We start from the raw sequence: 22784 nt of genomic DNA, 5'->3' as shown, positions 1-22784 counted from the left end.
ATTCGACGACAGCTAAGTTGCCTGGGAGGGCAGGAGAAAAGACTTGAATTCCTAGTGTGGCGATAATTTGCGGATGTCCTGTCAGTCTCGGATCGCAGTTCCGGTTACCGGATCGAACCAGTGCAATTTCTCCAGATCGACAGTGAGCGGCAAATGTTGGTTGGGACGCGGTGTGAGCGCCGGTGGGATCCGCGCGACAAGTCGGTTCTTACCTTTGTTTGGAAAGTCTTCGGTATCTTCGGCATCGTTTACGTTGACCGGCGGTGACGCGATGTCGAAAAAGACGAAGGTGTCGGCTCCCAGCGCTTCGGCAACCGGGACCTGCTCGTTGAAGAGGGCTTCAGACGCGGGGCAAACCAGAAACATCTCCGGGCGAATTCCAACGATGACCTGCCGGCCTATATATTCCGAAAGTGCCGGCTTGGCGGCGACGGAGAAGGATATCTGCGTTCCAGTTACCGCAGCTTTGAGTGACCCGGCTTCCGCAGTCAACTCGACGCGCACAAAATTCATCGCCGGCGATCCGATGAAGCCCGCGACAAAGAGGTTGGCGGGCTTGTCGTAGAGCATTTGCGGGGTGTCGATCTGCTGAAGATTGCTCTCCTCGCCATTGAATACTGGCTTCAGCACAGCGACACGATCGCCCATGGTCATGGCTTCGACCTGGTCGTGGGTTACGTAGAGCGTCGTTACACCGAGCCGCTGGTTGAGCAACTTCAGTTCGCCGCGCATCTGTACGCGGAGCTTGGCATCAAGGTTTGAAAGCGGCTCGTCCATCAGGAAGGCCATGGGATGGCGAACGATCGCCCGACCCATTGCCACACGTTGGCGCTGGCCACCCGACAACGCCCCTGGTTTGCGTTCGAGATAGCGGGTAAGGTCGAGCATTTCCGCCGCGTCACGCACCAGCTTATCGATCTTGTCCTTGGGCATTTTGCGCTGCTGCAGACCGAAGGCCATATTGTCGTAGACAGTCATATGGGGGTAAAGCGCGTAGTTCTGAAAAACCATCGCGATATCCCGGTCCTGGGGCTCAGTCTCGGTGACATTAGCGTCATCCATGAGCAACCGGCCGCTGTTGAGCGTTTCAAGACCCGCTGCGATCCGCAATAATGTCGACTTGCCACAACCGGACGGGCCGACCAACACGACGAATTCTCCGTTGGCGACCGAAAAACTTACATTCGCAACGGCAACGGTTCCGTCCGGAAAGGTCTTGCCGATCCCGTCGAAGGTCATGGATGCCATTTTTATTTACTCCCCGTATTTTCAAGCGAGGCAAGCCGCACTGTTCGTCCGGACATGCCCCGCGCTTTTGGTTCCGGCTCTAGCCGATGTTCACAGCCTTGCCGGTCGTGACGGATTCCTCGATGGCTGCCAGGGTCTTGGTGTTCGCCAGGCCGTCCTGTGCATCTGCCAGTAGCGGAGCGTCGCGCACGACGCTATCGACAAAGCGAGCGATGGATTCCAGGACAAAGCCGCCGATGCGCGTCGCGCCGGTTGGTGTTATGCCGATATAGTCATTGTATTTTAGTCCGCCGTCGACGATCTTTCGCAGGCCGCCATTGTGGGTGGGGTCCGCCTGGACCTGGCCCTTTTCACCGACAAACTCGATCTTGAAATCGACGAGCGAAGGATTGTCACGCGACAGGATCCAGCTGTTCTCCGTGGTCACGACCGTGCCCTTGGAAAATTCAAGCACCGAGACATGGAAATCCTTCGTATCCACGCCGCCGGCCGACAGGGTCCCCGAGCGGGCGACGGAATAAACCCGTACGACCTCGTCCGCCAGGATGAAGCGCAGGACATCCACCAGATGACTGCCCAGGAACCAGAGTGCAGAAGACTTCGCGGCCCAGCTCAGCATTTCGAACGGAACGAATGTCGTGTTCGAGAGACGCGCAGTGCCGTGCTTTGCCAAGCCGATCTGACCGCCTTGAATCATGTCACGAACCTGGGCGAGGATTGGATTCACACGATTATGGAAATCAATCATCAGCTTGCCCTTGGACTTTGCGGCGGCCGCAGCAATTTCCTCGGCTTCGCGCACTGTCGTCGCAAGCGGTTTTTCGCTCAATACGTGTTTGTCGGCTTTCAGAGCGGCCAGAATGATCGGCGTGTGGGTAAAGTCAGGTGTCGCAACCGAGATGGCATCGATCTGGTCGCTTGAGATCAGCTTCTGATAGTCGGTAAAGGCCTGCGTTGCGCGGTAGGCTTCCTTCATCTTCAGCGCCCTGCCCTCATCGAGGTCACAGACGCCGACCAGTTCGGTCTCCGGCAAGACATTAAAGGTATGGGCATGATTGCCGCCCCAAAGACCGGCGCCGATGACGCCCATTCGCAGTTTGTTCATTGCATTACTCCATTCATAAGGGAAAGCTCAGCCCTTCACCGAACCGAAGGTGAGGCCTCGAACGACGTATCGATCGAAAACAAGGAAGATGATCATCGGCGGTATCATCGCGAGCACTGCGGCGGCAGCGATGTAGTTCCACGTCACGCCGCTGGTAGCGAAATATCCAAGTGTTCCGATCGGGAGGGTGGCGGTGGAGCGCGAACTCAGCACCAGCGGAAAAGCCGCGTTATTCCATGCGAACACGAAGGCAAACATCGAGGTTACGATGATGCCGGGACGAACGATCGGTAGCGTGATCCGCAACATAATCGTGTACCATCGCGCGCCGTCGACCCGGGCAGCCTCCTCCAGTTCCACCGGCACCTCGTCGATGAAACTCTTCATCAACCAGACGGAAAACGGGATCGTCAGCGTCTGCAGGACGAGGACCATCGAGAAGTAGGAACCCTGGAGACCGATGCGCGTGATGAGGATGAAATAAGGGATCAGGAACGCGACTGGCGGGGCCATCAGCAAGCCGAGGTACCACAACATGATGTTTTTCTTGCCGCGCAGCTTGAAGCGGGACAACGCGTAGGCAGCAGGAACGGAAAAGGGCAGATTGAGCAACACGGCACCGATTGCGACGATCAGGCTGTTGACCAGTTGCGGTGAGTTAGTGCCAGGATCGATGAGGATGTGCCGGAATGCGTCGAGATTGGGCTCGAAGGTAATTTGCGGCGGCATGGTGAAGGCCGTCTCGGCCGGGCGTACGGCAAGAGCGATAAACCATAGGATCGGCCCAACGAAGATTGCCAGGAAGAGGAGGCCGGCGGCGTAGGTGAGTGCCGTGTTGAAGCTTGTGCGACGACGGGACATTTTACCACTCCTCGTTTCTGAACGCGAAGAAGACGTAGAGGGCAACGATGACATTGACGATCAGCACGGTGATCCAGGTCATTGCGCTGACAAGGCCAATGTTGAAGTTGACGAGGCCCTGCTCATAGAGCGAGTATCCAAGGGTGCGCGTCGAGGTGCCCGGTCCTCCGCGGGTGAGCACAAGCACCGTGTCGAAGGTGTTGAAGATCTGCATGAAGCGAAGCATGACGATGATAATCGCGGTGCGCTTGATCAGCGGCAGCTTGATACGCATCAGGATCGTCCACGCGGATGCCCGATCCAGTCGCGCGGCCTCCAAGATTTCGTCAGGAACGGCTAAGAGGCTTGCGTAGAGGACGATTGCAAAGAACGGCGTCCATTGCCAAATGTCGACGAAGAGGATTGCCGTAAGTGCGGTTGAAGGCGAGCCAAGAATTCCCTCTGCCGGCACAGGTAGCCAAAGCGACTGCAACACCCAGCTCAACAGTCCACCGCCTGGATCATAGAGATAGCGGAACAAAAATCCGACGACGATAGGGGCAATCGTGGTGGGGAGGATCAGCAGGGCACGCACGACGTTCATGCCAGGCAGTGCCTTGAGCAGGATGAGGGCGATCGCAAGGCCAAACGTGAACTCAAGTGTCGTGCCAAGGATCGACAGGATCAAGGTGTTGGTCAGTGCGGCGCGAAAGTCAAAGGCGTTAAAGGCCTGCACATAATTCTCGAAGCCAACGAACTGAAGCGGCTCCGGACCGATTTGCAGGTTCCAGAAGTAGAAGCTCGATCGTAGGGCAAACAGTAAGGGGTAGGCGATCAGAGCGAGCAGCATCACGACCGAAGGCGCGATCAGCAAGTATGGCAGGTTTCGTCGGATAAAGCTCTTCCAGGCGGGCCTGAAGGCTCGCGGTGAGCGAACAGTTGTCGTGTGCATTGGCAGATCCAGTTCTTCTTCAAGTAGCTGCCGGCGCGATCGCTGTCGCGCCGGCCCGAGGAGAACTCTATTACCTCTTGGCGATCTGGGCTTTGGCCCCGTCAAGAGTGTCTGCGTAGCTGGCTTTTTGATAAGGGATCATGAGATTACCCTTCAGGATGCTCTCGAACAGGCTGTTGGCACGTTCAAGGCCGGTCTTCGGCTCTTCGCTACCGGTCAAAAGCTGGTTCAATGTGAGGCCCAGCACGCTTTCAATGGCCGTGTAACCAGGTACAGGCGGGCGTGTGACCTTGCCGTTACCCTGCTTCATCATCGCATACTGCACATCGAGGTACGGGTAGAGCGCTTTGACTTCCTCGTCTTCGTAGAGTGAAACGCGCGCAAAGTCGGAGAATTGGTAGTTAAGGTCCGGCCAAAGAGCCATTTTCTTCTGCGTGGTTTTCGAGGTCGCCCATTTGATGAAGGCGTAGCCTGCTTCTTGCCTTTCGGAACTGGATGGGATGCCAAGGCTCCATCCGCCGAGACTGACCGTCTGAGGCACGCCCTCAGCCTTTGGCAAGGCCGCCGTCGCGTACTTGTCCATCACGTCCGACTTCTTGCCGGTCATGTAGCCCGAGTTTTTGATCAGGTAGAAGTACGGCGTCCACCAGTAGAACATCCCGATGTCACCTTTGGCAAAACGGGTGCCGGCGTCGAACCAGACATAGTTGATCGCTTCAGGCGGAGACAGCTTGTAGAGCTGCCTATAGACTTCAACAGATTTGACCCAGGCGGGGCTTGTCAACTGCGGAGAGAAATCCCACGGGTCGGCAGGGAATGATTTGAACCAGTTGGCACCGTGGCTTGCCGACACCTGCGTAAACATGTGGACGATCGGCGACGGTTGGGAGCCGCAGACAACCGTGGGAAACAACGGTTTGCCGCCAAATGACTTGCCTTCCATCAACTTCAGTGTGTCGACATATTTGGTCCAGGTCCAGTCTTCCGAGGTCTTGGTCGGCGGCGCTTCAATGGCGAGTTTGTCAAACACGTCCTTGCGGTACATAACCCCTTGGGCATAGGCGGCGACCGGCAATGTCCCGATCTGGCCGCGCCACATGTTCGAGGAGTAAAGGACCTCCGGGATGAAGTCTGAGAGGTCGAATTCGCTGTCCTTGGCAATAAAATCGTTCAGCGAGATGATCCAGCCATTGTCGAGGTACTGCCCGAGCCACATCTGATCGACAACGATGACGTCGGCGTCTGAGGTCTTGGCGACAAAGGCAGACACGAGGCGCGATTGAAGGGCGTCATAGGAGAGACTCTCCAGTTCGACCTTGATACCGGTTTCTTTCTCGTATTCCGGCACCAACTCCTTCATTGAGAAGAAGAATGGGTCTTCAACGGACAGGACGCGAACCGTGTTCGCATCCTGCGCGGCTCCTCGCCGTGGAATGGCCAGTGATCCCGCGCCAGCCACAAGAGCTGCGACGGAAGCGCTTTTCAGCAGGTCACGTCGCGACATATTTCCGATATCGATTGTCATAAACAGCCTCCTCAGTTGCTTCGTATCCCAACCTCGGCCCTTCAGCGGAGCCACCGGGCTTCCGCTTGTCGATCTGAGATTGTTACCCCTAATTCGCCTTTTGTAGGCGGTTAGTTTGTACCTCGCACAAACTTATGTTAGTGTCAAGAAGTGGTCACCAAAATTTCCGCTGCACCGCGCTTGTCATCGACATCCTGCTTGCGCCACCGGATAGGGCCCTTTGCTGTATGGCCGTTCGATAATGTACGGGCTAAAAGGATCCGGTAGATTGGAGAAGAGAAGTGAAGTTTGAGAGCCAGCCGTCCTATTCGTTGGGCCAGCGCACCCCTGCCACCAGAGAAGTCGCCGCCGGCGAGAACAGCGGCAACGTTACGCTTGTCTCCCAATCGGCACTCGGCGCCATAAATCGCGGTCGCGTACTTCAAGCTTTGTATGATAACGGACCCAAAAGCCGGGCGGATCTCGCTCGACTTGCGGGCGTCAACCGGACCACGATCACCGGTATTGTGCAGCCGATGATCGAAGACCAGCTTCTTATCGAGGGAGATGCGTCGCCTTCCGACGTCAAAGGCGGCAAGCCGGCTCGTCCCCTTTATTTTAACCCCGATGCACCGATGCTTGGCGCAGTCCTCCTTCTGCCCGGCACGATACAATCATGCCTCGTGGCTCTAACCGGCGAGATCAAGGCCGTTACGAAAGCTGAGTTTGATCCGCATGGCGACACAGAAGCATTCATCGCTGTCATGACGAAGACGCTTACTGCCACACTGTCTCAGGCCCAGCGGGCACCGTTTGGCATTGGCGTGGCTTCTGCTGGAATGATCGACAGTGACAAAGGAACAATTCTTACCGTCAACCTTGCTCCCGTTCTAACGGGACTACCTCTTGTAGCGATACTACAAGAACGCTTCTCTCTTCCCGTTGTTATCGATCATCACCCTCGTGCCTTGCTTGTTGGGGACAGATGGTTCGGGCCCGGCCGCGGCCAACAAAATTTTGCCGCGGTCTATACCGGCGAGGTGCTTGGCGGCGCCTTCTTCATCGACGGCAAGGTTTATCGTGGACTCGCCGGATCCGGCGGTGAGCTCGGGCACAGCGTGGTTCAGATCGACGGTGCCCTTTGCAATTGTGGAAAGCACGGTTGCTGGGAGACGGTAGCTGCCCTTCCGTGGCTACGAAAAGAAGCCGTCCGAATGGGCTTACCACATCCCCGAAGCGTCACCTGTGCCAGACTTGTCAAGGAAACAGACGAAGGCTCGAATGCGGCAGAGGAACTTCTCGACCGTTATACACGCAACGTGGCGTTCGGCATCGTCAACCTGCAGCAAACACTGTCCCTCAACTCCTACGTCCTTCACGGAGACGTCGCCGGAGGCGGAATGAAGGCTGCGGAGCTGATCAGACGGCATGTCAAGCAGCTAGTGGTAAAGAGACCTGGTCAGGAGATATCAATCACAGTGAATGGTATCGGCGAAGGCCATACGGCTCTACGTGGCGCCGCGGGTCTGGTTTTATCCAGCCACCTAAAGCTAGTCATTTGAGGTTTTATAGGGAGCCGACCTGCAAGGAAGGGAGGTTCCCGTCTGGGTCTGCCCGGTAGACTCGCGAAGACACTCAGGCGCGCCGTTGAATTTATCTAGGGTCGGGATTTGGGCTTGGGACCGTTAAGGTAGGGACTGCCATCGTCTGCGACGGCGGCTGAAAAGAGAGAGGCAAAGAACGGAAGGTGATGGTTGGCGTCGTATTGGATCGCTCCACACCTGAGAGCTTTGGCGCATTTGAGGGCGCGTCATGGAGCTGAAGGAAGTGCTGGACTGCAGTCTGGTCCCCGGAGATTTCGATTACCTACTGAAAATCCGCGTCCGCGACATAGCCGATTTCAACAAGCTGCATGGCCAGAAGCTGATCGCCCTGCCTGGCGTGCGCCAGACGCGCACTTTTTTCGTGATGAAGGAAGCCAAGGAAAACGCCAGGCTGCCATTCTAGAGTCGTCGGCAGCCATCCGTCTGCCGCGCGTTTTGTGGCTGACCTGGATGCCTTCGGCCGCGAGCATTTCCTCCGCGACTCGGAGACCGGAGTCAGCGCTTCATATCGTGCAGCTGATTTGCTTCAGCCGTAGAGCGGTCGCGGATAAATTCGCGATGAGGATTGGAGCTAAAGCAACGAACGCAATATATACGATAATATATGCAGATTTATATTCTTATAGCCCACTGTTTTCCTACATTATAAACTATAATATTGGATGGCGCACGTTACAACGAAAAATATATCCAACAAGTGCGTTGCTTTATCTACCGCTTTCATCAAATGTCCTGCTACGGCTAACGATATCGCGACAGGACAATCCTTTTACTATGAATGCTGATCCCTTGCAGGCGACATCATTGCCGGTAGGTTTACACAAGGAGCACGATGACATGGAGCGCAAAAAGAAATCAGACAAGTACCTTGCCGACCCGCGCCTGCGAGCAGCGACCGTCGATCACCGGCAAAAGGACTTTGTGTCGAAGAGGAAGACCATCTTTCAACAATTGCTCTTGGATTGGGCTTACGGTTGCGACCTATCTTATCCGATTCAGGGTCATGAACATTTCGCAAAGTATGAGGAGGACGACAAAGGCGCTAAAACCCGTAGGTGAGGTGTCGTCAAGGATCGGAGCAATGATTTCGCATAGGCTGCAGCCGGCAGCCCGGAAAATGAGGAGAAGAGGTACCGAAGATTGTAGAACCTCCGACCTGAAGTTCTTTTGATCGATTTTTGGAAAGCTTATGGGTTTCGCCTTCAAGAATGAGCTCTGGAACAATGTGTTTGTACGGCGTCAGTTCGAAAGGGGTGTTTTGTCACGTCTCTTCATTGGCGATTAGACCGAGCAGTACGATCACAAACTCATCAGATGTGCGTTTGCCTCTCAATGTAAGACCTCCTTTTTCTTCAGTTCCGCGCTGCAGTCGATCAAATCATCACGGCTCGGCGATACTCGAGATGAGGAGGAGTTCGTGACGGATGAAGGTACCGCTGACCTTGTCCTACGGGTCCGCTGGTGCGCGAGCGGGCGGCAGACCTTGGCTCGCCTGAATTATATTGGCAACTTCGAAGATCATGTCGCGCGTTCCTCGATAAAGGATTTTCAATTTATGCTGGCCTCCAATGCGGTCGAAAACAGGGAAACCGACTCGCATCAGTGGAACGCTGAGGCGTTCTGCGGCCTGTCGGCCATGGGAGTGCGTGACGAGCAGATCAGCATCCGCTGCGAGCTGTTCCAGGTCACCAAGATCACCCACCTGGACAGTATCCGCTGATACTGTCTGCAGCACCTTTGGGTGCCCGGTAGTGGTGACCGCGGCTGTAATGACCGCCCCCATGCCGATAAAGAATTGGGCGAACTGCAAGAGCTGGTCCGGCTCGCACGCAATGGCGACCTTCTTTCCTGCAAAATGAAAATGCCCGCTGAGCATCGCCTCCTGCAACTGCATGCGGCCACGACGGACAGCTGCCGGCGCGCTGTCCCGCGAAATCGCTGCAAGGAGCCAGGCGAAACGGTCGGCGTTAATCAGGCCCGTGAGTGATCTGAACATCACGTATGGCAATCCAGTCAGACCCTGCAAAGCTTCAGCCGGTCGGCGCATCTGTTCGCCGACCGCGATGCACTGTGTTGCCGCCCCGAGATCACGGATATGCTCCACCTTCGCGCCACCGCGTGAGATTTGAATCCATCGATCGCGGACAGCTTCGTCAGACCCGCCGGACACGTCAGGCAAAATGAGGGGTATTAAGCCGAAGCTCTCAACCATTTCCCGCAGATGCTCTACATCGGCAACTGTCATATTCGAGCCGGGCAGAATCACGACCCTCCCCGCATCGCGGTCCTGAGTCCCTGGCCGCGTGATTGCCTCGATAATAGCCGTAACAGCCTTCGACCATCCCTCCTCGACCGCCCCTGCGAAGTCGGGAGTGCGTGCGAGTACCACTTCCGTATCAATGCGTCCTCTCAGGCCCGCCCCTGTGGCGTTAAAGATATCAGGTGCGATATCTTCGTCGCGAGTTTCCGCCACAGCGGTGGTGCAGATCCCGATCAGCCGGGGCCACGTGCGAGCTTTTAGTTTGACGAGAGCTTTCTCGAGAAATTCGGCGCCGCCCACCACCGTCGCGATCTGGTCCATTGCAGTAGTCTGCAACGGGACCATATGCTTGAAATGCCTCACGAGCAGCACCAGTGCGAAACTGCTACATCCCTGGCTGCCATGCAGTATTGGCAGCGCACCATCGACGCCCAGGAACGCCAAGGCAGCGCCCAATGGTTGAGACGACTTTAGAGGGTTGATCGCTGCCGTTTTTGTTTGGGTCAGGATGCGAGCCATAATTTTCACCTCAATGGAAACCACCTGTCGCCTCGTCGGCAGATCTCATATTATTGCTTGGTTCCGCCGATCTTAGGGTCGTAATGAACTGCTTCCAAGGCGCCGGTTCGCGCAACTGCGCCCAAACCGGGTTGCGGATTGCCAAATCAATCTGGCGTGCTAGTTCCACCATGCCGTCATAGCCAGCGTAAGCATGCTGGCGTTCCTGGTTGACGTCGAGCCAAGGAATTTTCGCCTCAAGCGCGACGAACTGAGTGCGTCCGCCCGACAGCATGATATCAGGCTTGTGTTCACGTAACATTGCATAGAGCTCGCTCGCTGCCATCGATTGGTGAAGGTGGTTCTCGTCCTTCAGCATCTGCTTGATTCTCTCCTTATCCCTGGCAGTCGATTTCCTGACGGATGTACCGACAATCTCCATGCCGATTTCGATCAGTGCGTGTACGATGGACCAGGATTTCACCCCGCCGGTGTTCAGATGAACGCGCTTCCCCTCAAGCCGACGCCGATACACTTCCAGCTTCCTCCAGGCCCCCTCCTCCTCTTCTGCTAAGAGAGTCTCGACATGATGGAGCAAAGCGAAACCAGCGCCCTTCTTTACGAGCAGTTGGGCGATCCGCCGCAGGGATTCAGAAGTGCTGGAAATGCCGTAGAAGGAGCCTTCGAAAAATGGAATGTTCCAGCGTTCTTCCATCTTGCGAGCAACATTAATGAGAGCAGTGGAGCACACCATCATAGCTGCACGTGAGCGATGGGCAGCAGCCACCTGCGCGTAGCGCGCGTCGCCGGGAATGCAGGCGCGGACACGGATCCCAAGTCGGTCCAAAAGCGGCTTCACCAACCAGAATTCCCCTGAGAGGTTGAATTCGCCGAGTATATTGATGTCGTATAAACCTGGATCATCGGCCTCCACCGTGCCTATGACGTGCTCGAGCAGAGCCTCGCCTGCGAGCCGGTTACCGAGGTTCTTCGAACCGCCGAAGCCTGGCGACTTCACCGGCACCACTGGTATTGAGAACTTCTGCGCTGCGTGCCTGCAGACCGCATCGATGTCGTCACCGATCAGCTCCGTGACACAGGTTCCGTAGACGAAGATTGCGGCCGGCGCATACCCCTCCTTGATCTCCCGGATAGCCTTGAGAAGCTTTCGCTCACTATCTCCCGTCACTATGTCGAGTTCGGTAAGATCAGTGGTGAAACTTGTGCGCCAAAGAACTGGACCTGAAGACGCGGCGCCTCGGTTGTCCCAGGAATTGCCTTCGCATGCGAGCGGCGCGTGGACGAGATGCGCGACATCGGTGATTGGCTGCAGCACGACCTTAGCTCCGTCGAAGGCGCAGCCACCGCCCGCTGCTGATCCCTGTGACGCGTTGTGACATGTCTCCTTGGTTTCCGTGGTGCGGAATACCTCGCCGGAGGCATCTCGCATTTGTGTCTCGATCGATGACATCGCGCAACCTTCCAATGCAGTGGCGGGATGGCCGGCCGACGCCGGCCAAGCATTTAGCGCGTGAGGTCGTACGAAACGCCCTCCCACATGGTCTCCTGATCAAGCTCGTCGAAGATCTTGTCGAGAATGACCGTCAGAAGACGCAATCCGCCTTGGTAGCCCATGAGAGGAAAGCGATGATGATGATGGCGGTCGAAAATCGGAAACGTAAGCCGAACCAGTGGCGTGTCGGTGTCACGCTCGAGATACTTGCCGTAGGAATTGCCGATCAGCAGATCCACTGGTTCCGTCAAAAGAAGCGAGCGCATTGCCCACAGGTCTTTGCCAGCCCACACCTGCGCACCTCCTCCGAAGGGAGAGGACGCGAGCAATTCCTTCATCTCCGCTTCCCAGGCTGCGGTGCCGCTGGTGGCAAGGCAATGTGTAGGCTGACCACCGGTTTCCATGACAAAGCGCGCCATTGAGTATACGAAGTCCGGGTCGCCGTAGATTCCGTATTTCTTGCCATGCAACCAAGATTGACTGTCGGCCATGGCATCGATCAATCGACCTCGATCACGATCGATAGATTCGGGAATTTCCCTCTTGGAAAGCTCGGATATCTTCATCAGGAATTCGTCCGTGCCCGCAATGCCCAGCGGGTAGTGGAACGAGGCAGTCGTCTGACCAAGCTCGCGACAATAGTCCAACGTCTTGCGCGTATTGTAGTGCTGCAGCGATATTGTCGCCTCCGCATGTTTGGCTGCCTTCACGTCCTCGATCTTTGTCCCTCCGTCATACATGCGGTACTCGCCGTCGGAAGGTGTGTCGAACTGGTCCGAGGCGTCTTGAAGGAAAACGTAGGCGACTCCCATCGTGTCGAGCAGGCGCTTGATTTCTCGGTTGTTGCCGACGCAGAAGCCATCGAAGCCTGGAATAATGTTGACGAGTGCTGGCGTCGGCACACGTTCAGTGCTCTTCCAGAAATTTTCGAGAATGCCTTTGACCATGCTGTCGTAACCATCGACATGGCTGCCGACGAAGGCTGGGGTATGGGCGAAGGGCACGTCGAAATCGACCGGAACGGAGCCTTCATTTTTGGCGTTTTCAATGAAGCCGTGAAGATCATCCCCAATGACCTCGGCCATGCAAGTCGTCGAGACCGCAATCATCTTGGGATCGTAAAGCTTATAGGTGTTGGCGAGCCCGTCGATCATATTTTTCAAGCCGCCAAACACGGCCGCATCCTCTGTCATCGAAGATGAAACTGCCGACGAGGGTTCCTTGAAATGGCGTGACAGGTGCGAGCGGTAGTACGCGACGCAGCCTTGACTGCCGTGGACAAATGACATCGTCCGCTCGAAACCAGCCGCCGCGAAAACGGCGCCCAGCGGCTGGCAGGCCTTCGCCGGGTTTACGACAAGGGCCTCGCGGGCCAGGTTCTTTTCTCGATATTCCCATGTCTCGGTGAATTTGCTTTGAGCAGAGACGACCTTATCCGGATGCGGACATTCGAACGTCAACTTCTTACGGGCGAACATTTTCCTGTATTCCGGCTCGCAGAACAGAGGAGCATGATCGAGAACAGTCTCGGCCGATTGCGGCATAGTTTTCATCCTTTTTTGCCGCGAATGCGGCTGCGTGGCCCTTGGGAGACCTGTTACATCTTGTCGCTCGGCAGAGACTATTCGTCTTGTCCGCCGCAACTGCAGGCATGGCTGCAGTGCGCTTCTTTCCATGGCGCGTCGTAGAGGCCCCAGATCGGATTGTTGATGGCAAGATCCATGTCTCTGGCAAAGATGGCGAAGCCGTCATAACCATGATACGGACCCGAATAGTCCCAAGAATGCATCTGGCGAAACGGTATGCCCATTTTTTGAACCGGATATTTTTCCTTGATGCCCGAGCCTACTAGGTCCGGGCGAATGGCCTCGACGAAGTTCTCGAGCTCGTAGCCGGTCACATCATCGTAGATAAGCGTACCTTTTTTGACATAGTGGCTGGTGCGCTCGTAATCGTCGCCATGGCCAAATTCGTAGCCCGTGCCAACGATCTCCATTCCGAGATCCTCATAGGCGGTGATGACATGGCGGGGACGCAATCCGCCAACGTAGAGCATCACAGTTTTGCCATCGAGGCGCGGACGGTATTTCTCCGTCACCGCCTGGACGAGGGGTTGGTATCTGGTGATGAGTGCTTCGGCCCTATCTTGGGTCTCCGGCCCGAAAAACGCGGCGATATTGCGCAAAGAGGCTTCGATCTGAGAAGGACCAAAAAAGTTGTACTCCATCCAGGGAATGCCGTACTTTTCCTCCATATGCCGAGCGATATAATTCATGGACCGGTAGCAGTGAATAAGGTTGAGCGTCGCTTTTGGCGCACGCTCCACCTCCGCGAGTGTGGCATCTCCCGACCAGTTGCCGACCACCCGCAACCCCATGTCCTCCAGCAGAATGCGGGAAGCCCACGCATCGCCACCGATATTGTAGTCACCTATGACGTTGACGTCGAAAAAGCTGGCCTCGTAGTGGGTGTCTTTCTTATCGAAAACCCAGTCGCGTATCGCGTCATTGGCGATATGATGGCCAAGTGATTGAGACACGCCACGAAACCCTTCGCATCGCACCGGCACGATCGTTTTGTTGTGCTCCTTGGCCTTCTTGCGCGCAACAGCTTCTATATCGTCGCCGATCAATCCGATTGGACACTCGGACTGCAAGCTGACACCGTTATTCAGTGGAAACAGTTCCTCAACTTCATCGATGAGCTTCTCGAGCTTTTTGTCGCCACCAAAAACAATATCCTTTTCTTGAAAGTCAGACGTGAATTGCATCGTGACAAAGGCGTTGACACCCGTCAGACCGACGTAATAGTTGCGACGTTGCGACCAGGAATAGTGCCCGCAACCGACAGGTCCATGCGATATATGGACCATATCCTTGATCGGCCCCCACACGACACCCTTCGAGCCGGCATAAGCGCAGCCGCGAACAGTCATCACGCCCGGAATGGACTTGATGTTGGATTTCACCCCGGTCTCACAAAGCGCATCCGAGCCCTGCTCGGCTGCCTCTCTGCCCTTCGCGACCCCGAGGTGCTTTTTGCGGCGCTTGGCCGTCTTATCCGGATACTGCGAGAGTACCGCGTCTATAAGCCTTGCGTTGAAATCACCATCGTTCTCGTAGTCGAGGCTCATAGGGCCTTTCCTCTCTCGAAGGTTCGCATGGAGCCTCGGCTAGGAGGCATGGTTTGTCGATCAACGCGGTGCGTCATCCGTTCCGACTATCTCTAGGATGTCGCCTGCATCTCTTTGGTGAGAAGTTCTTCAAGCATCTGTTCGTCCGACTTCATGATGCCGAAGTCGAGCAGCATGTCCTCCAGCTCCTCCATTGTTATCGGAGTAGGGATAGTGCCCTTTCCCGAGTTGGAGTGGATCTTCTCGGCCAGCCATCGATATTCCGCCGCCTGTTTGGAGCGTGGCGCGTATTGGATCACCGTCATCTTCCTAAGCTCCGCGTGCTGGACAATGTTGTCGCGTGGCACGAAGTGAATGAGCTTCGAATTGAGCTTGGCGGCCAACGCTTCCGCGAGGTCTAATTCTCGATCGGTCTGCCGCTCATTACAGATCAGACCGCCAAGCCGCACGCTTCCGGCGCTGGCATATTTGAGGATGCCCCTCGCAATGTTGTTTGCAGCATACAAGGCCATCATCTCACCGGACATGACGATGTAAATTTCCTGAGCCTTGTTCTCGCGAATGGGCATAGCAAAGCCCCCGCACACCACGTCTCCGAGCACGTCATAGGAGACGTAGTCGACGTCGTCGTAGGCGCCGTTTTCTTCCAGGAAGTTGATCGATGTGATGACGCCCCGTCCGGCGCAGCCGACGCCAGGTTCAGGGCCGCCCGACTCCACACACTTGATGCCGCCGTAGCCAGTTTTGAGCACGTCGCCAAGTTCCAGATCTTCGACTGAACCCTTCGTTGCGGCTAGATCCAGAACAGTGCCCTGCGCTTTGGAGTTCAGGATCAATCGCGTCGAATCAGCCTTTGGGTCGCAGCCGACGATGAGGATTTTCTGCCCAAGTTCGACAAGGGCAGCGAGCGTATTTTGGGATGTAGTGGATTTGCCAATGCCTCCCTTTCCGTAAAACGCGATCTGACGCAGAGCAGCCATTATTGCTTCCTTTTCGTGTTCGAACCGACCGAGGTGATGCCGCGACATCGGACGCGGCTGGTTCCGTCGCGGCCCGAGAACAATTTTCAAGCGTCGTGCCAGACTGGGTGGATTGATGTGGCAGAACGGAATTTGGTGCTGCCGCAAGCACTTACAGGGTTAAAATACCAGACCGAAGAATCCTAAGACGTGTCACTATGTCGACAAAGGAGACGACAATGTCGCACACATGTCATGTTGCTCCTGAAGAGAAAGCAGTGGGTCGGCTTCAATGCGCTACAATTCTCGGTCGAATGAGCTGCGCTTGCTGTAAATGCTGGCAATGGAAAGCGGCGCGGTGCTCTAGCGAAGTCGGTTGCGGTTAAAAATCTTGCCAAGCGCATGCAGCGACCTGTGTCGCAAACCTGACAAAGCTGTCGCATTGCGACTACCAGCCAAGCCGAATCCCCCCGAAATCCGCCAGCCAAACTCCGCGCAGTCGGCTTGGCACGACGAGTGCTAGGACCGACCGAGACACAAAAGCTACATTCGGTTGGAGCCAAAGACAGCATGAATATCGTGGTCTGCATAAAGCAAGTGCCTGACTCCGCACAGATCCGGGTTCATCCGGTTACGAACACGATCATGCGCCAAGGCGTGCCGACAATCATCAATCCTTACGATCTTTTCGCCTTGGAAGAAGCTCTTGAACTACGTGACCGGTATGGGGGTAAAGTCACTGTGCTTACCATGGGCCCGCCCATGGCAAAACAAGCGCTGGAGAAAGCTCTGGCATACGGGGCAGATGAAGCGATCCTCCTTAGCGACCGTCACTTCGCCGGGTCAGACACCCTGGCAACTTCATTTGCTATCTCCCGAGCTATTACGAACCTTGGTCTCCGCCACGCGCCTGAAATCGTGTTTACTGGCAAGCAGACGATCGACGGCGATACAGCGCAGGTGGGGCCGGGGATTGCCAGGCGTCTCGAACTGCAACAACTGACCTACGTAACGAAAATTGTTTCAGTCGATCTTCATGCCCGAGAGATCACGGTGGAGCGCCGTTCGGAAGGCGGCACACAAATGCTGAAGACCCGACTGCCGTGCTTGATCAGTGTCCTTGAAGGCGTCAACGCCATCCGTCGCGGCTCCGTCGCTGACGCATTGCGTGCCGCACGCGCGCAAATACCGACCTGGCGTGCCGCCGACGCCGGTATTGTGGAGATAGCTAACTGCGGCTTGAGAGGATCGCCGACTGTCGTCAAGCGCGTATTCGCCCCGACCCCACGAGCCGAGAAAGCAATCCAAATCGAGATAAACGATGACGAGTGCGGTGCGCTGTCTGACGAAATAATCGCATCGATCTTCGAGCACCAGCCAGCATTGGAAGCGAGCTTTCAACCGAATGCGCTCACGTGAGAAACAAGGAGCATAAATGGAAGCCCGCGAAGCTGAAAGTCAATCTCCAATCGTCAGTCGTGCCAGCGCGAAGAAGCAATTGCCCAGACACTTCCGCGACAATCGGCACGTCTGGGTTTTCGTCGAGCTGGAGCGAGGTCAAGTGCACCCCGTGTCTATTGAACTGCTTGGTGAAGGGCGCAAGCTTGCCGATAAGCTGAGCGTTCAACTGGCGGGAGTGGTCATTGGAACCGCGGAAGGCCTGGGGAATCGGTCTGCCATTGCAGAGGCGTTCGCTTACGGGGCCGATCTCACATATCTCGTCGAATCACCGCTGCTATCGGACTACCGAAACGAGCCCTTCACTAAAGCTCTCTCAGACCTGGTCATCCTTCATAAGCCGGAAATTCTGCTGCTCGGCGCCACCTCGCTTGGGCGAGACCTCGCCGGTTCTGTGGCAACTACCTTGGAAACAGGGCTTACGGCTGACTGCACCGAATTGGATGTCGATGCAGACGGCTCGCTCGCAGCCACCAGGCCCACATTTGGCGGTTCGCTGCTGTGCACGATCTACACTCTCAACTCTCGCCCGCAGATGGCGACAGTGCGGCCCCGGGTCATGGCGACTCCCAATCGCGTGACCAATGGGATTGGACCTATCATTCGACATGACCTGATGATGATTGAGGAAGAGATTGTCACAAAGGTTCTCGGCTTCCTTCCGGATGGGCGATTAGAAAAAATCAACCTCGCCTATGCCGACATCGTGGTCGCCGGTGGGCTTGGTATTGGCACCGCCGAGAATCTGGAGCGTGTAATGGTGCTAGCGAGGACGATTGGCGGTGAATACGGTTGCTCCCGACCTTTGGTTCAAAAAGGTTGGATGGAGGTTGATCGGCAGATTGGCCAAACGGGCCAGACGATCCGGCCCAAACTTTATCTTGCCGCTGGAATATCAGGGGCGATCCAACATCGGGTTGGCGTCGAAGGGGCTGATATGATCGTTGCTATCAACACCGACGGCAACGCCCCGATCTTCGATTTCGCCCATGTCGCGGTTGTGGCTGATGCGGTTGGGCTTCTGCCGGCACTGACCACGGCGTTCACCAGGCGACTAGCGCCGCATAACCAATCGATGCAAGTAAACTGAGGTGCCGCTGATGAAGAACGAGAAATTCGATGCGATCGTGGTCGGGGCGGGTATGTCAGGTAACGCGGCCGCTTATGCGATGGCCATGCGTGGTTTGAAAGTGCTGCAGTTGGAGCGGGGCGAATACCCCGGTTCGAAAAACGTTCAAGGAGCGATACTGTACGCAGACGCGCTGGAGAGAATCATTCCAGACTTCCGCGATGACGCGCCTCTTGAACGGCATCTGGTCGAGCAGCGCTTCTGGATCATGGACGGCACGTCGCACACCGGAATTCACTATCGGTCGGATGACTTCAACGAACGGCGGCCAAACCGATACACGATCATCCGTGCCCAATTCGATAGATGGTTCTCGGCCAAGGTGCGCGAGGCCGGATGCACCGTCCTCTGCGAGACATTGGCCACAAGACTTAACCAGGATTCGAGCGGCAACGTGACAGGCGTATACACCGACCGACCCGGCGAGGCTATCTTTGCCGACGTCGTGGTGCTTGCTGAGGGGGTGAACGGCTTCCTAGGAACACGAGGACGTTTGCGTGAAATTCCCAAACCGGACAGCGTGGCAATTGCCGTGAAAGAGATGCATTTCCTACCGGAGGACGTTATCGCGGAACGCTTCGCCCTGACTGCAGACGAAGGCTGTGTGATCGAGGCAGGCGGGACAATATCACGGGGAGTGCCGGGGCTTGGCTTTCTATATACGAACAAGGAGTCCATCTCGATCGGAATAGGATGCCTCGTTTCCGGTTTGGTCGCGGCCATGGAAAGGCCATACGATATGCTTGAAGCCTTCAAGCACCATCCTTCGATCCGGCCATTGATCGCCGGTTCTGAGGTGAAAGAGTATGCTGCTCATCTCATTCCGGAAGGCGGTTATACGGCTATCCCACAGCTGTTCGGCGATGGGTGGGTCGCGGTTGGAGACGCTGCCCAGTTGAACAATACCGCACATCGCGAGGGCTCGAACCTTGCGCTGACATCAGGTTACCTGGCGGGCAAAGCGATCGCAGAAATACAGGATCGTGGCGGCTCGATGGTGAAAAGCAACTTGGCTCTTTACAAGAGCATGCTCGACTCATCTTTTGTCATCAAAGATCTGATCAAGCATAAAGAGATGCCAAGGTTTCTCCACGCGAACAGCCAGAGTTTGTTTGTTTTATACCCAAAGTTAATATCTAAAGCTGCGCAAAGTTTCGTCCGCGTCGATGGAACTTCGAAAATCGACAAGGAAAAGGCCACGTCTGCCGCCTTCTTGAAAGCACGATCCCGGTGGGGATTAATTTCAGATGCAGTCCGGCTCGCCCGCGCGTGGCGCTAAAAGGAGATCCAGATGAAGGCCATCGTTAAACGGCGAGTCGAGGACAAGCTTTACCAGAACCGATATCTGGTTGACCCGGGCCGCCCACACATATCGGTCAGGAAGCACCTGTTTCCAACCCCAAACCTGATCGCCTTGACGCAAGTGTGTCCGGCGAAATGCTACCAGCTGAACGACAGACGTCAGGTGATCATCGTTTCCGATGGCTGCTTGGAATGCGGGACATGCAACGTGTTATGCGGACCCGACGGCGACATTGAGTGGACGTATCCACGAGGTGGGTTCGGCGTTCTCTTCAAGTTTGGATGAACAGCTTCTTCTGTAGTCGATACAGCCATTCGGTGGCAAACGCAGGGTAAGCAAACAATGACGAACCGGCTGGTGGAACGCCCTACCAATTTGTAATTTTTGTTGACCTTCGAAGTCCAATATGTAGCGCGGAGGACGTTCCATGTCCTGAGTGCCCAAGGCACTCTCAACCATGTGCTGAGTGGAGTAGTCCCGTGGCTGGATCAGATGATGAGAAGATGCCCAAATCTGCAGTGCGGCCGGCTGAAATTGTGGGCGAGAGTGCCGCACTCAAGGAGGTTCTTGAAATCGCCCAGATTGTCGCAAGGAGCAACGCGCCTGTCCTGTTGCGAGGCGAGAGCGGCACGGGCAAGGAATTCTTTGCAAAGCTGATACACGATTCCTCGTCGCGCCGCGAAAAGCCCTTCGTAAAGTTGAATTGCGCTGCGCTGTCGGCAGGCGTTCTGGAATCGGAACTGTTCGGGCACGAGAAAGGCGCCTTCACCGGCGCTACCTCTCAGAAAGAAGGTCGGTTCGAGCTGGCGCACGGTGGAACTTTGCTGCTCGACGAAATAGGAGAAATCTCGGCCGAGTTTCAGGCCAAGTTGCTGCGCGTCTTGCAGGAAGGCGAACTCGAGCGTGTCGGTGGGACGAGAACATTGAAAGTAAATGTCAGATTGGTATGCGCGACCAATAAGAATCTTGAAACGGCCGTGGCGGCGGGAGAATTCAGAGCCGACCTATATTACCGGATCAATGTCGTACCGATCACTTTGCCACCACTCAGGCAGCGCGATGGTGACATCCCGCGTTTGGCCCAAAAATTCCTCCAGCGTTTCAACAGGGAGAACGGCCGTTCGTTAAGCTTCGCACCCTCGGCGCTTGATATACTGTCAAAATGCGAGTTCCCGGGCAATATTCGTGAGCTGCAAAACTGCACACAGAGGACCGCAACTCTCGCCCGTTCGGACGTCATAGTTCCTCAAGATCTCGCCTGTGAACAGGGTCGATGCTATTCCCCGCTCCTCAAAAAGGCCGTTGCCGAGCGAATTGGCAAGGGCGCAGTGCATGGGCACGCTCGAGATGAAACGGTGTCAATGGGACAGCCGGGTGGTGCCGCCTCCTTCGCGCCTGAAACCATAATGGGGCAGTCCGGCCTGATCGGCAAAGAGAGGTTGGAACACGCAATGGCGACGGCCGGATGGGTTCAGGCTAAGGCTGCGCGGCTCCTTGGTCGTACGCCGCGACAGGTCAGTTACTCTCTCCGCCGGCACGGGATCGAACGAAAAGTCTTCTAACAACGGAGATCATTGGCGCAGACCTGGTCCGCCAGGTCGCGCCCAACAGACGCCTGGCGATTCTAGCTTCACCCAACCGGCGAGGTCTGCCAAGTGGCACTGTCGTGTCTCAAACGAAACCCTGTAGAAAAATGGTCTCAAGCGGACAACGAAGAGCGTATCCGGCTGGCAGGGTGACGTTTCTCAGACTGGCATCGCTCTTGCTCGCGGAACTGAGCTTTCAAGCATCATTGGAGTTCGTAATGTCCAGAGGGATGAGTACGTGTAGGATCACCGACACAGCACCTGCCGCATGCGAGTCGGAGGCAACAGCGTTCGGTGACTATCCACCTTCGTCCCGTGGCAGTTCCGAGCCGGATGCTCTGGCTCCAGCGATCCGTGAAAAGATCAAAGACCACCCGTGCTTCTCGCGGGAAGCGCATCTTTATTTCGCGCGGATGCATCTCGCGGTGGCACCAGCCTGCAACATCCAATGCAATTACTGCAATCGAAAATATGACTGCGCAAACGAAAGCAGACCAGGAGTAGCATCACATAGGCTCACTCCCGACCAGGCGCTGCGCAGGGCCATTGCGGTTGCAAACGAAGTGCCGCAGCTCTCAGTGGTCGGCATCGCCGGGCCAGGCGATGCCTGCTATGATTGGAGGAAGACAAAAGCGACCCTCATACCGATCGCCCGCGAAATCACCGACGTCAAGCTTTGCATCTCAACCAATGGCCTCGCCCTCCCTGAACATGTCGACGAGCTTGTCGACATGAATGTCGGGCACGTTACAATCACCATCAACATGGTAGATCCGAAGATCGGGACCGAGATCTACCCCTGGATATTCTATGATGGCCGCCGCTACAACGGTATCGACGCGTCCAGGATCCTCCATGAGAGGCAAATGTTGGGGCTCGAAATGCTGACAGAACGCGGCATACTCACCAAGGTCAATTCGGTGATGATCCCGGGCGTCAACGACGAGCATCTCATCGAGGTTAACAAGTGGGTCAAGGACAGGGGCGCGTTTATGCACAACGTAATGCCCCTGATCTCAGAGCCTTCAAATGGTACTCTATATGGTCTGAACGGTCAGCGTTGCCCTACCCCTTCTGAGTTAATCGCGCTTCGGGACCGGCTTGAAGGCAACACGAAGGTGATGCGCCATTGCCGTCAGTGCCGTTCCGATGCAGTCGGTCTGCTCAGTGATGATCGCGCACACGAATTCACGATTTCCCAACTCCCAGCTGAAGCGACCAACGACAGTGGCAAGCGCCATGCCTATCGCAAGTTGATCGAGCGCGAGCGACGCGGCCAAACATTGGAAGCAAGGGGCGCGGCCATACCGGTCTCAGCTCCATCTGACGAACTTCTCCTTATTGCTGTAACCACCAATGGTGGAGGCCGGGTCAATGAACATTTCGGTCATGCGCAGGAAATACAGATTTTCTCGGTCTGTAAAAAAGGCCTCGGATTGATAGGTCACCTGAAGATCGACCCGTACTGCCTTGGTGGATGGGGGGAGGAGGCTAGTCTCAACAGTATCATCAATGCGCTCGAAGGCTTAGATTTGCTGATTTGTTCTCAGATCGGCAATGGCCCTACGAATAAGCTCGCACGCCGAGGTGTTCGAGCAACGGGCGCTTATGGCGGCTCCTACATCGAGCAGGCAATCGACGCCCATTATAGCGCCGTGCTTCACGACGACGCTTTAGCAGCCGCGATTTGAC

General features: G+C 55.9%; 18 protein-coding genes and 1 pseudogene. 9 read left to right on the top strand and 10 right to left on the bottom strand.

Annotation, left to right across the window (positions count from 1 at the left end; genetic code table 11):
• Window positions 1–81: 81 nt before the first annotated feature.
• From AC2444_RS26515 to AC2444_RS26495, 5 genes are all read right to left on the bottom strand, one after another.
• A complete protein-coding gene (locus AC2444_RS26515) occupies window positions 82–1248 on the bottom strand; it encodes an ABC transporter ATP-binding protein (RefSeq protein ID WP_012755352.1) in 1167 nt (388 codons plus the stop codon).
• 79 nt (window positions 1249–1327) lie between these two features.
• Window positions 1328–2353: a Gfo/Idh/MocA family protein gene (locus AC2444_RS26510; protein WP_017996969.1), complete on the bottom strand. Its 1026-nt coding sequence runs from the start codon at window positions 2351–2353 to the stop codon at window positions 1328–1330.
• 27 nt (window positions 2354–2380) lie between these two features.
• Window positions 2381–3214 carry a carbohydrate ABC transporter permease gene (locus tag AC2444_RS26505; protein WP_017996970.1) on the bottom strand — a complete coding sequence of 278 codons (834 nt, stop codon included), beginning with the start codon at window positions 3212–3214 and terminating at the stop codon, window positions 2381–2383.
• 1 nt (window position 3215) lies between these two features.
• Entirely contained in the window at window positions 3216–4145 is a 930-nt protein-coding gene (locus AC2444_RS26500) for a carbohydrate ABC transporter permease (protein WP_012755349.1), read from the bottom strand.
• A 70-nt stretch (window positions 4146–4215) separates the two neighbouring features.
• A complete protein-coding gene (locus AC2444_RS26495; protein WP_012755348.1) occupies window positions 4216–5670 on the bottom strand; it encodes an ABC transporter substrate-binding protein in 1455 nt (484 codons plus the stop codon).
• A gap of 281 nt (window positions 5671–5951) precedes the next feature.
• On the opposite strand from AC2444_RS26495, the gene AC2444_RS26490 reads away from it, so the two are divergent.
• The 3 genes and pseudogenes from AC2444_RS26490 (at window position 5952) to AC2444_RS26480 (ending at window position 8312) form a co-directional block, all read left to right on the top strand.
• Window positions 5952–7211, top strand: coding sequence for an ROK family transcriptional regulator (locus AC2444_RS26490; RefSeq protein ID WP_012755347.1), 1260 nt, complete (start codon window positions 5952–5954; stop codon window positions 7209–7211).
• 185 nt (window positions 7212–7396) lie between these two features.
• A pseudogene (locus AC2444_RS26485) lies at window positions 7397–7656 on the top strand (Lrp/AsnC ligand binding domain-containing protein); the annotation flags it as partial.
• 371 nt (window positions 7657–8027) lie between these two features.
• Window positions 8028–8312, top strand: coding sequence for a hypothetical protein (locus AC2444_RS26480; protein WP_245461322.1), 285 nt, complete (start codon window positions 8028–8030; stop codon window positions 8310–8312).
• 388 nt (window positions 8313–8700) lie between these two features.
• Here AC2444_RS26480 and nifN read toward each other — a convergent pair whose 3' ends face one another.
• The 5 genes from nifN to nifH form a co-directional block, all read right to left on the bottom strand.
• Window positions 8701–10032, bottom strand: coding sequence for a nitrogenase iron-molybdenum cofactor biosynthesis protein NifN (gene nifN, locus AC2444_RS26475; protein ID WP_012755344.1), 1332 nt, complete (start codon window positions 10030–10032; stop codon window positions 8701–8703).
• Window positions 10033–10042: 10 nt separating this feature from the next.
• Window positions 10043–11482 carry a nitrogenase iron-molybdenum cofactor biosynthesis protein NifE gene (gene nifE / locus AC2444_RS26470; RefSeq protein WP_128450284.1) on the bottom strand — a complete coding sequence of 480 codons (1440 nt, stop codon included), beginning with the start codon at window positions 11480–11482 and terminating at the stop codon, window positions 10043–10045.
• A gap of 53 nt (window positions 11483–11535) precedes the next feature.
• Window positions 11536–13068, bottom strand: a complete 1533-nt coding sequence (nifK, locus tag AC2444_RS26465) for a nitrogenase molybdenum-iron protein subunit beta (RefSeq protein ID WP_128450285.1) — start codon at window positions 13066–13068, stop codon at window positions 11536–11538.
• 77 nt (window positions 13069–13145) lie between these two features.
• Complete coding sequence (gene nifD, locus AC2444_RS26460; protein WP_128450286.1) at window positions 13146–14657, bottom strand: nitrogenase molybdenum-iron protein alpha chain; 1512 nt, start codon at window positions 14655–14657, stop codon at window positions 13146–13148.
• Between the two features lie 92 nt (window positions 14658–14749).
• Entirely contained in the window at window positions 14750–15637 is an 888-nt protein-coding gene (gene nifH / locus AC2444_RS26455) for a nitrogenase iron protein (RefSeq protein ID WP_012755340.1), read from the bottom strand.
• A gap of 549 nt (window positions 15638–16186) precedes the next feature.
• Here nifH and AC2444_RS26450 point away from each other — a divergent pair.
• From AC2444_RS26450 to nifB, 6 genes are all read left to right on the top strand, one after another.
• Window positions 16187–17035, top strand: a complete 849-nt coding sequence (locus AC2444_RS26450) for an electron transfer flavoprotein subunit beta/FixA family protein (protein WP_128450287.1) — start codon at window positions 16187–16189, stop codon at window positions 17033–17035.
• A gap of 16 nt (window positions 17036–17051) precedes the next feature.
• Window positions 17052–18164 carry an electron transfer flavoprotein subunit alpha/FixB family protein gene (locus AC2444_RS26445; RefSeq protein ID WP_017996978.1) on the top strand — a complete coding sequence of 371 codons (1113 nt, stop codon included), beginning with the start codon at window positions 17052–17054 and terminating at the stop codon, window positions 18162–18164.
• 10 nt (window positions 18165–18174) lie between these two features.
• On the top strand, window positions 18175–19482 hold the full coding sequence (locus AC2444_RS26440; protein WP_128450288.1) for an FAD-binding protein: 1308 nt from the start codon (window positions 18175–18177) through the stop codon (window positions 19480–19482).
• Window positions 19483–19494: 12 nt separating this feature from the next.
• Complete coding sequence (locus tag AC2444_RS26435; protein WP_003563205.1) at window positions 19495–19791, top strand: ferredoxin family protein; 297 nt, start codon at window positions 19495–19497, stop codon at window positions 19789–19791.
• 194 nt (window positions 19792–19985) lie between these two features.
• The gene (nifA, locus tag AC2444_RS26430) at window positions 19986–21068 is read left to right on the top strand and encodes a nif-specific transcriptional activator NifA (RefSeq protein WP_128450289.1); all 1083 of its coding nucleotides are present in this window, start codon (window positions 19986–19988) and stop codon (window positions 21066–21068) included.
• 242 nt (window positions 21069–21310) lie between these two features.
• Window positions 21311–22783, top strand: coding sequence for a nitrogenase cofactor biosynthesis protein NifB (gene nifB, locus AC2444_RS26425; protein ID WP_164902815.1), 1473 nt, complete (start codon window positions 21311–21313; stop codon window positions 22781–22783).
• Window position 22784: the final 1 nt, after the last annotated feature.

Source organism: Rhizobium sp. WSM1328 (assembly GCF_057653715.1).
This window is presented reverse-complemented; position numbering and strand designations above follow the sequence as displayed.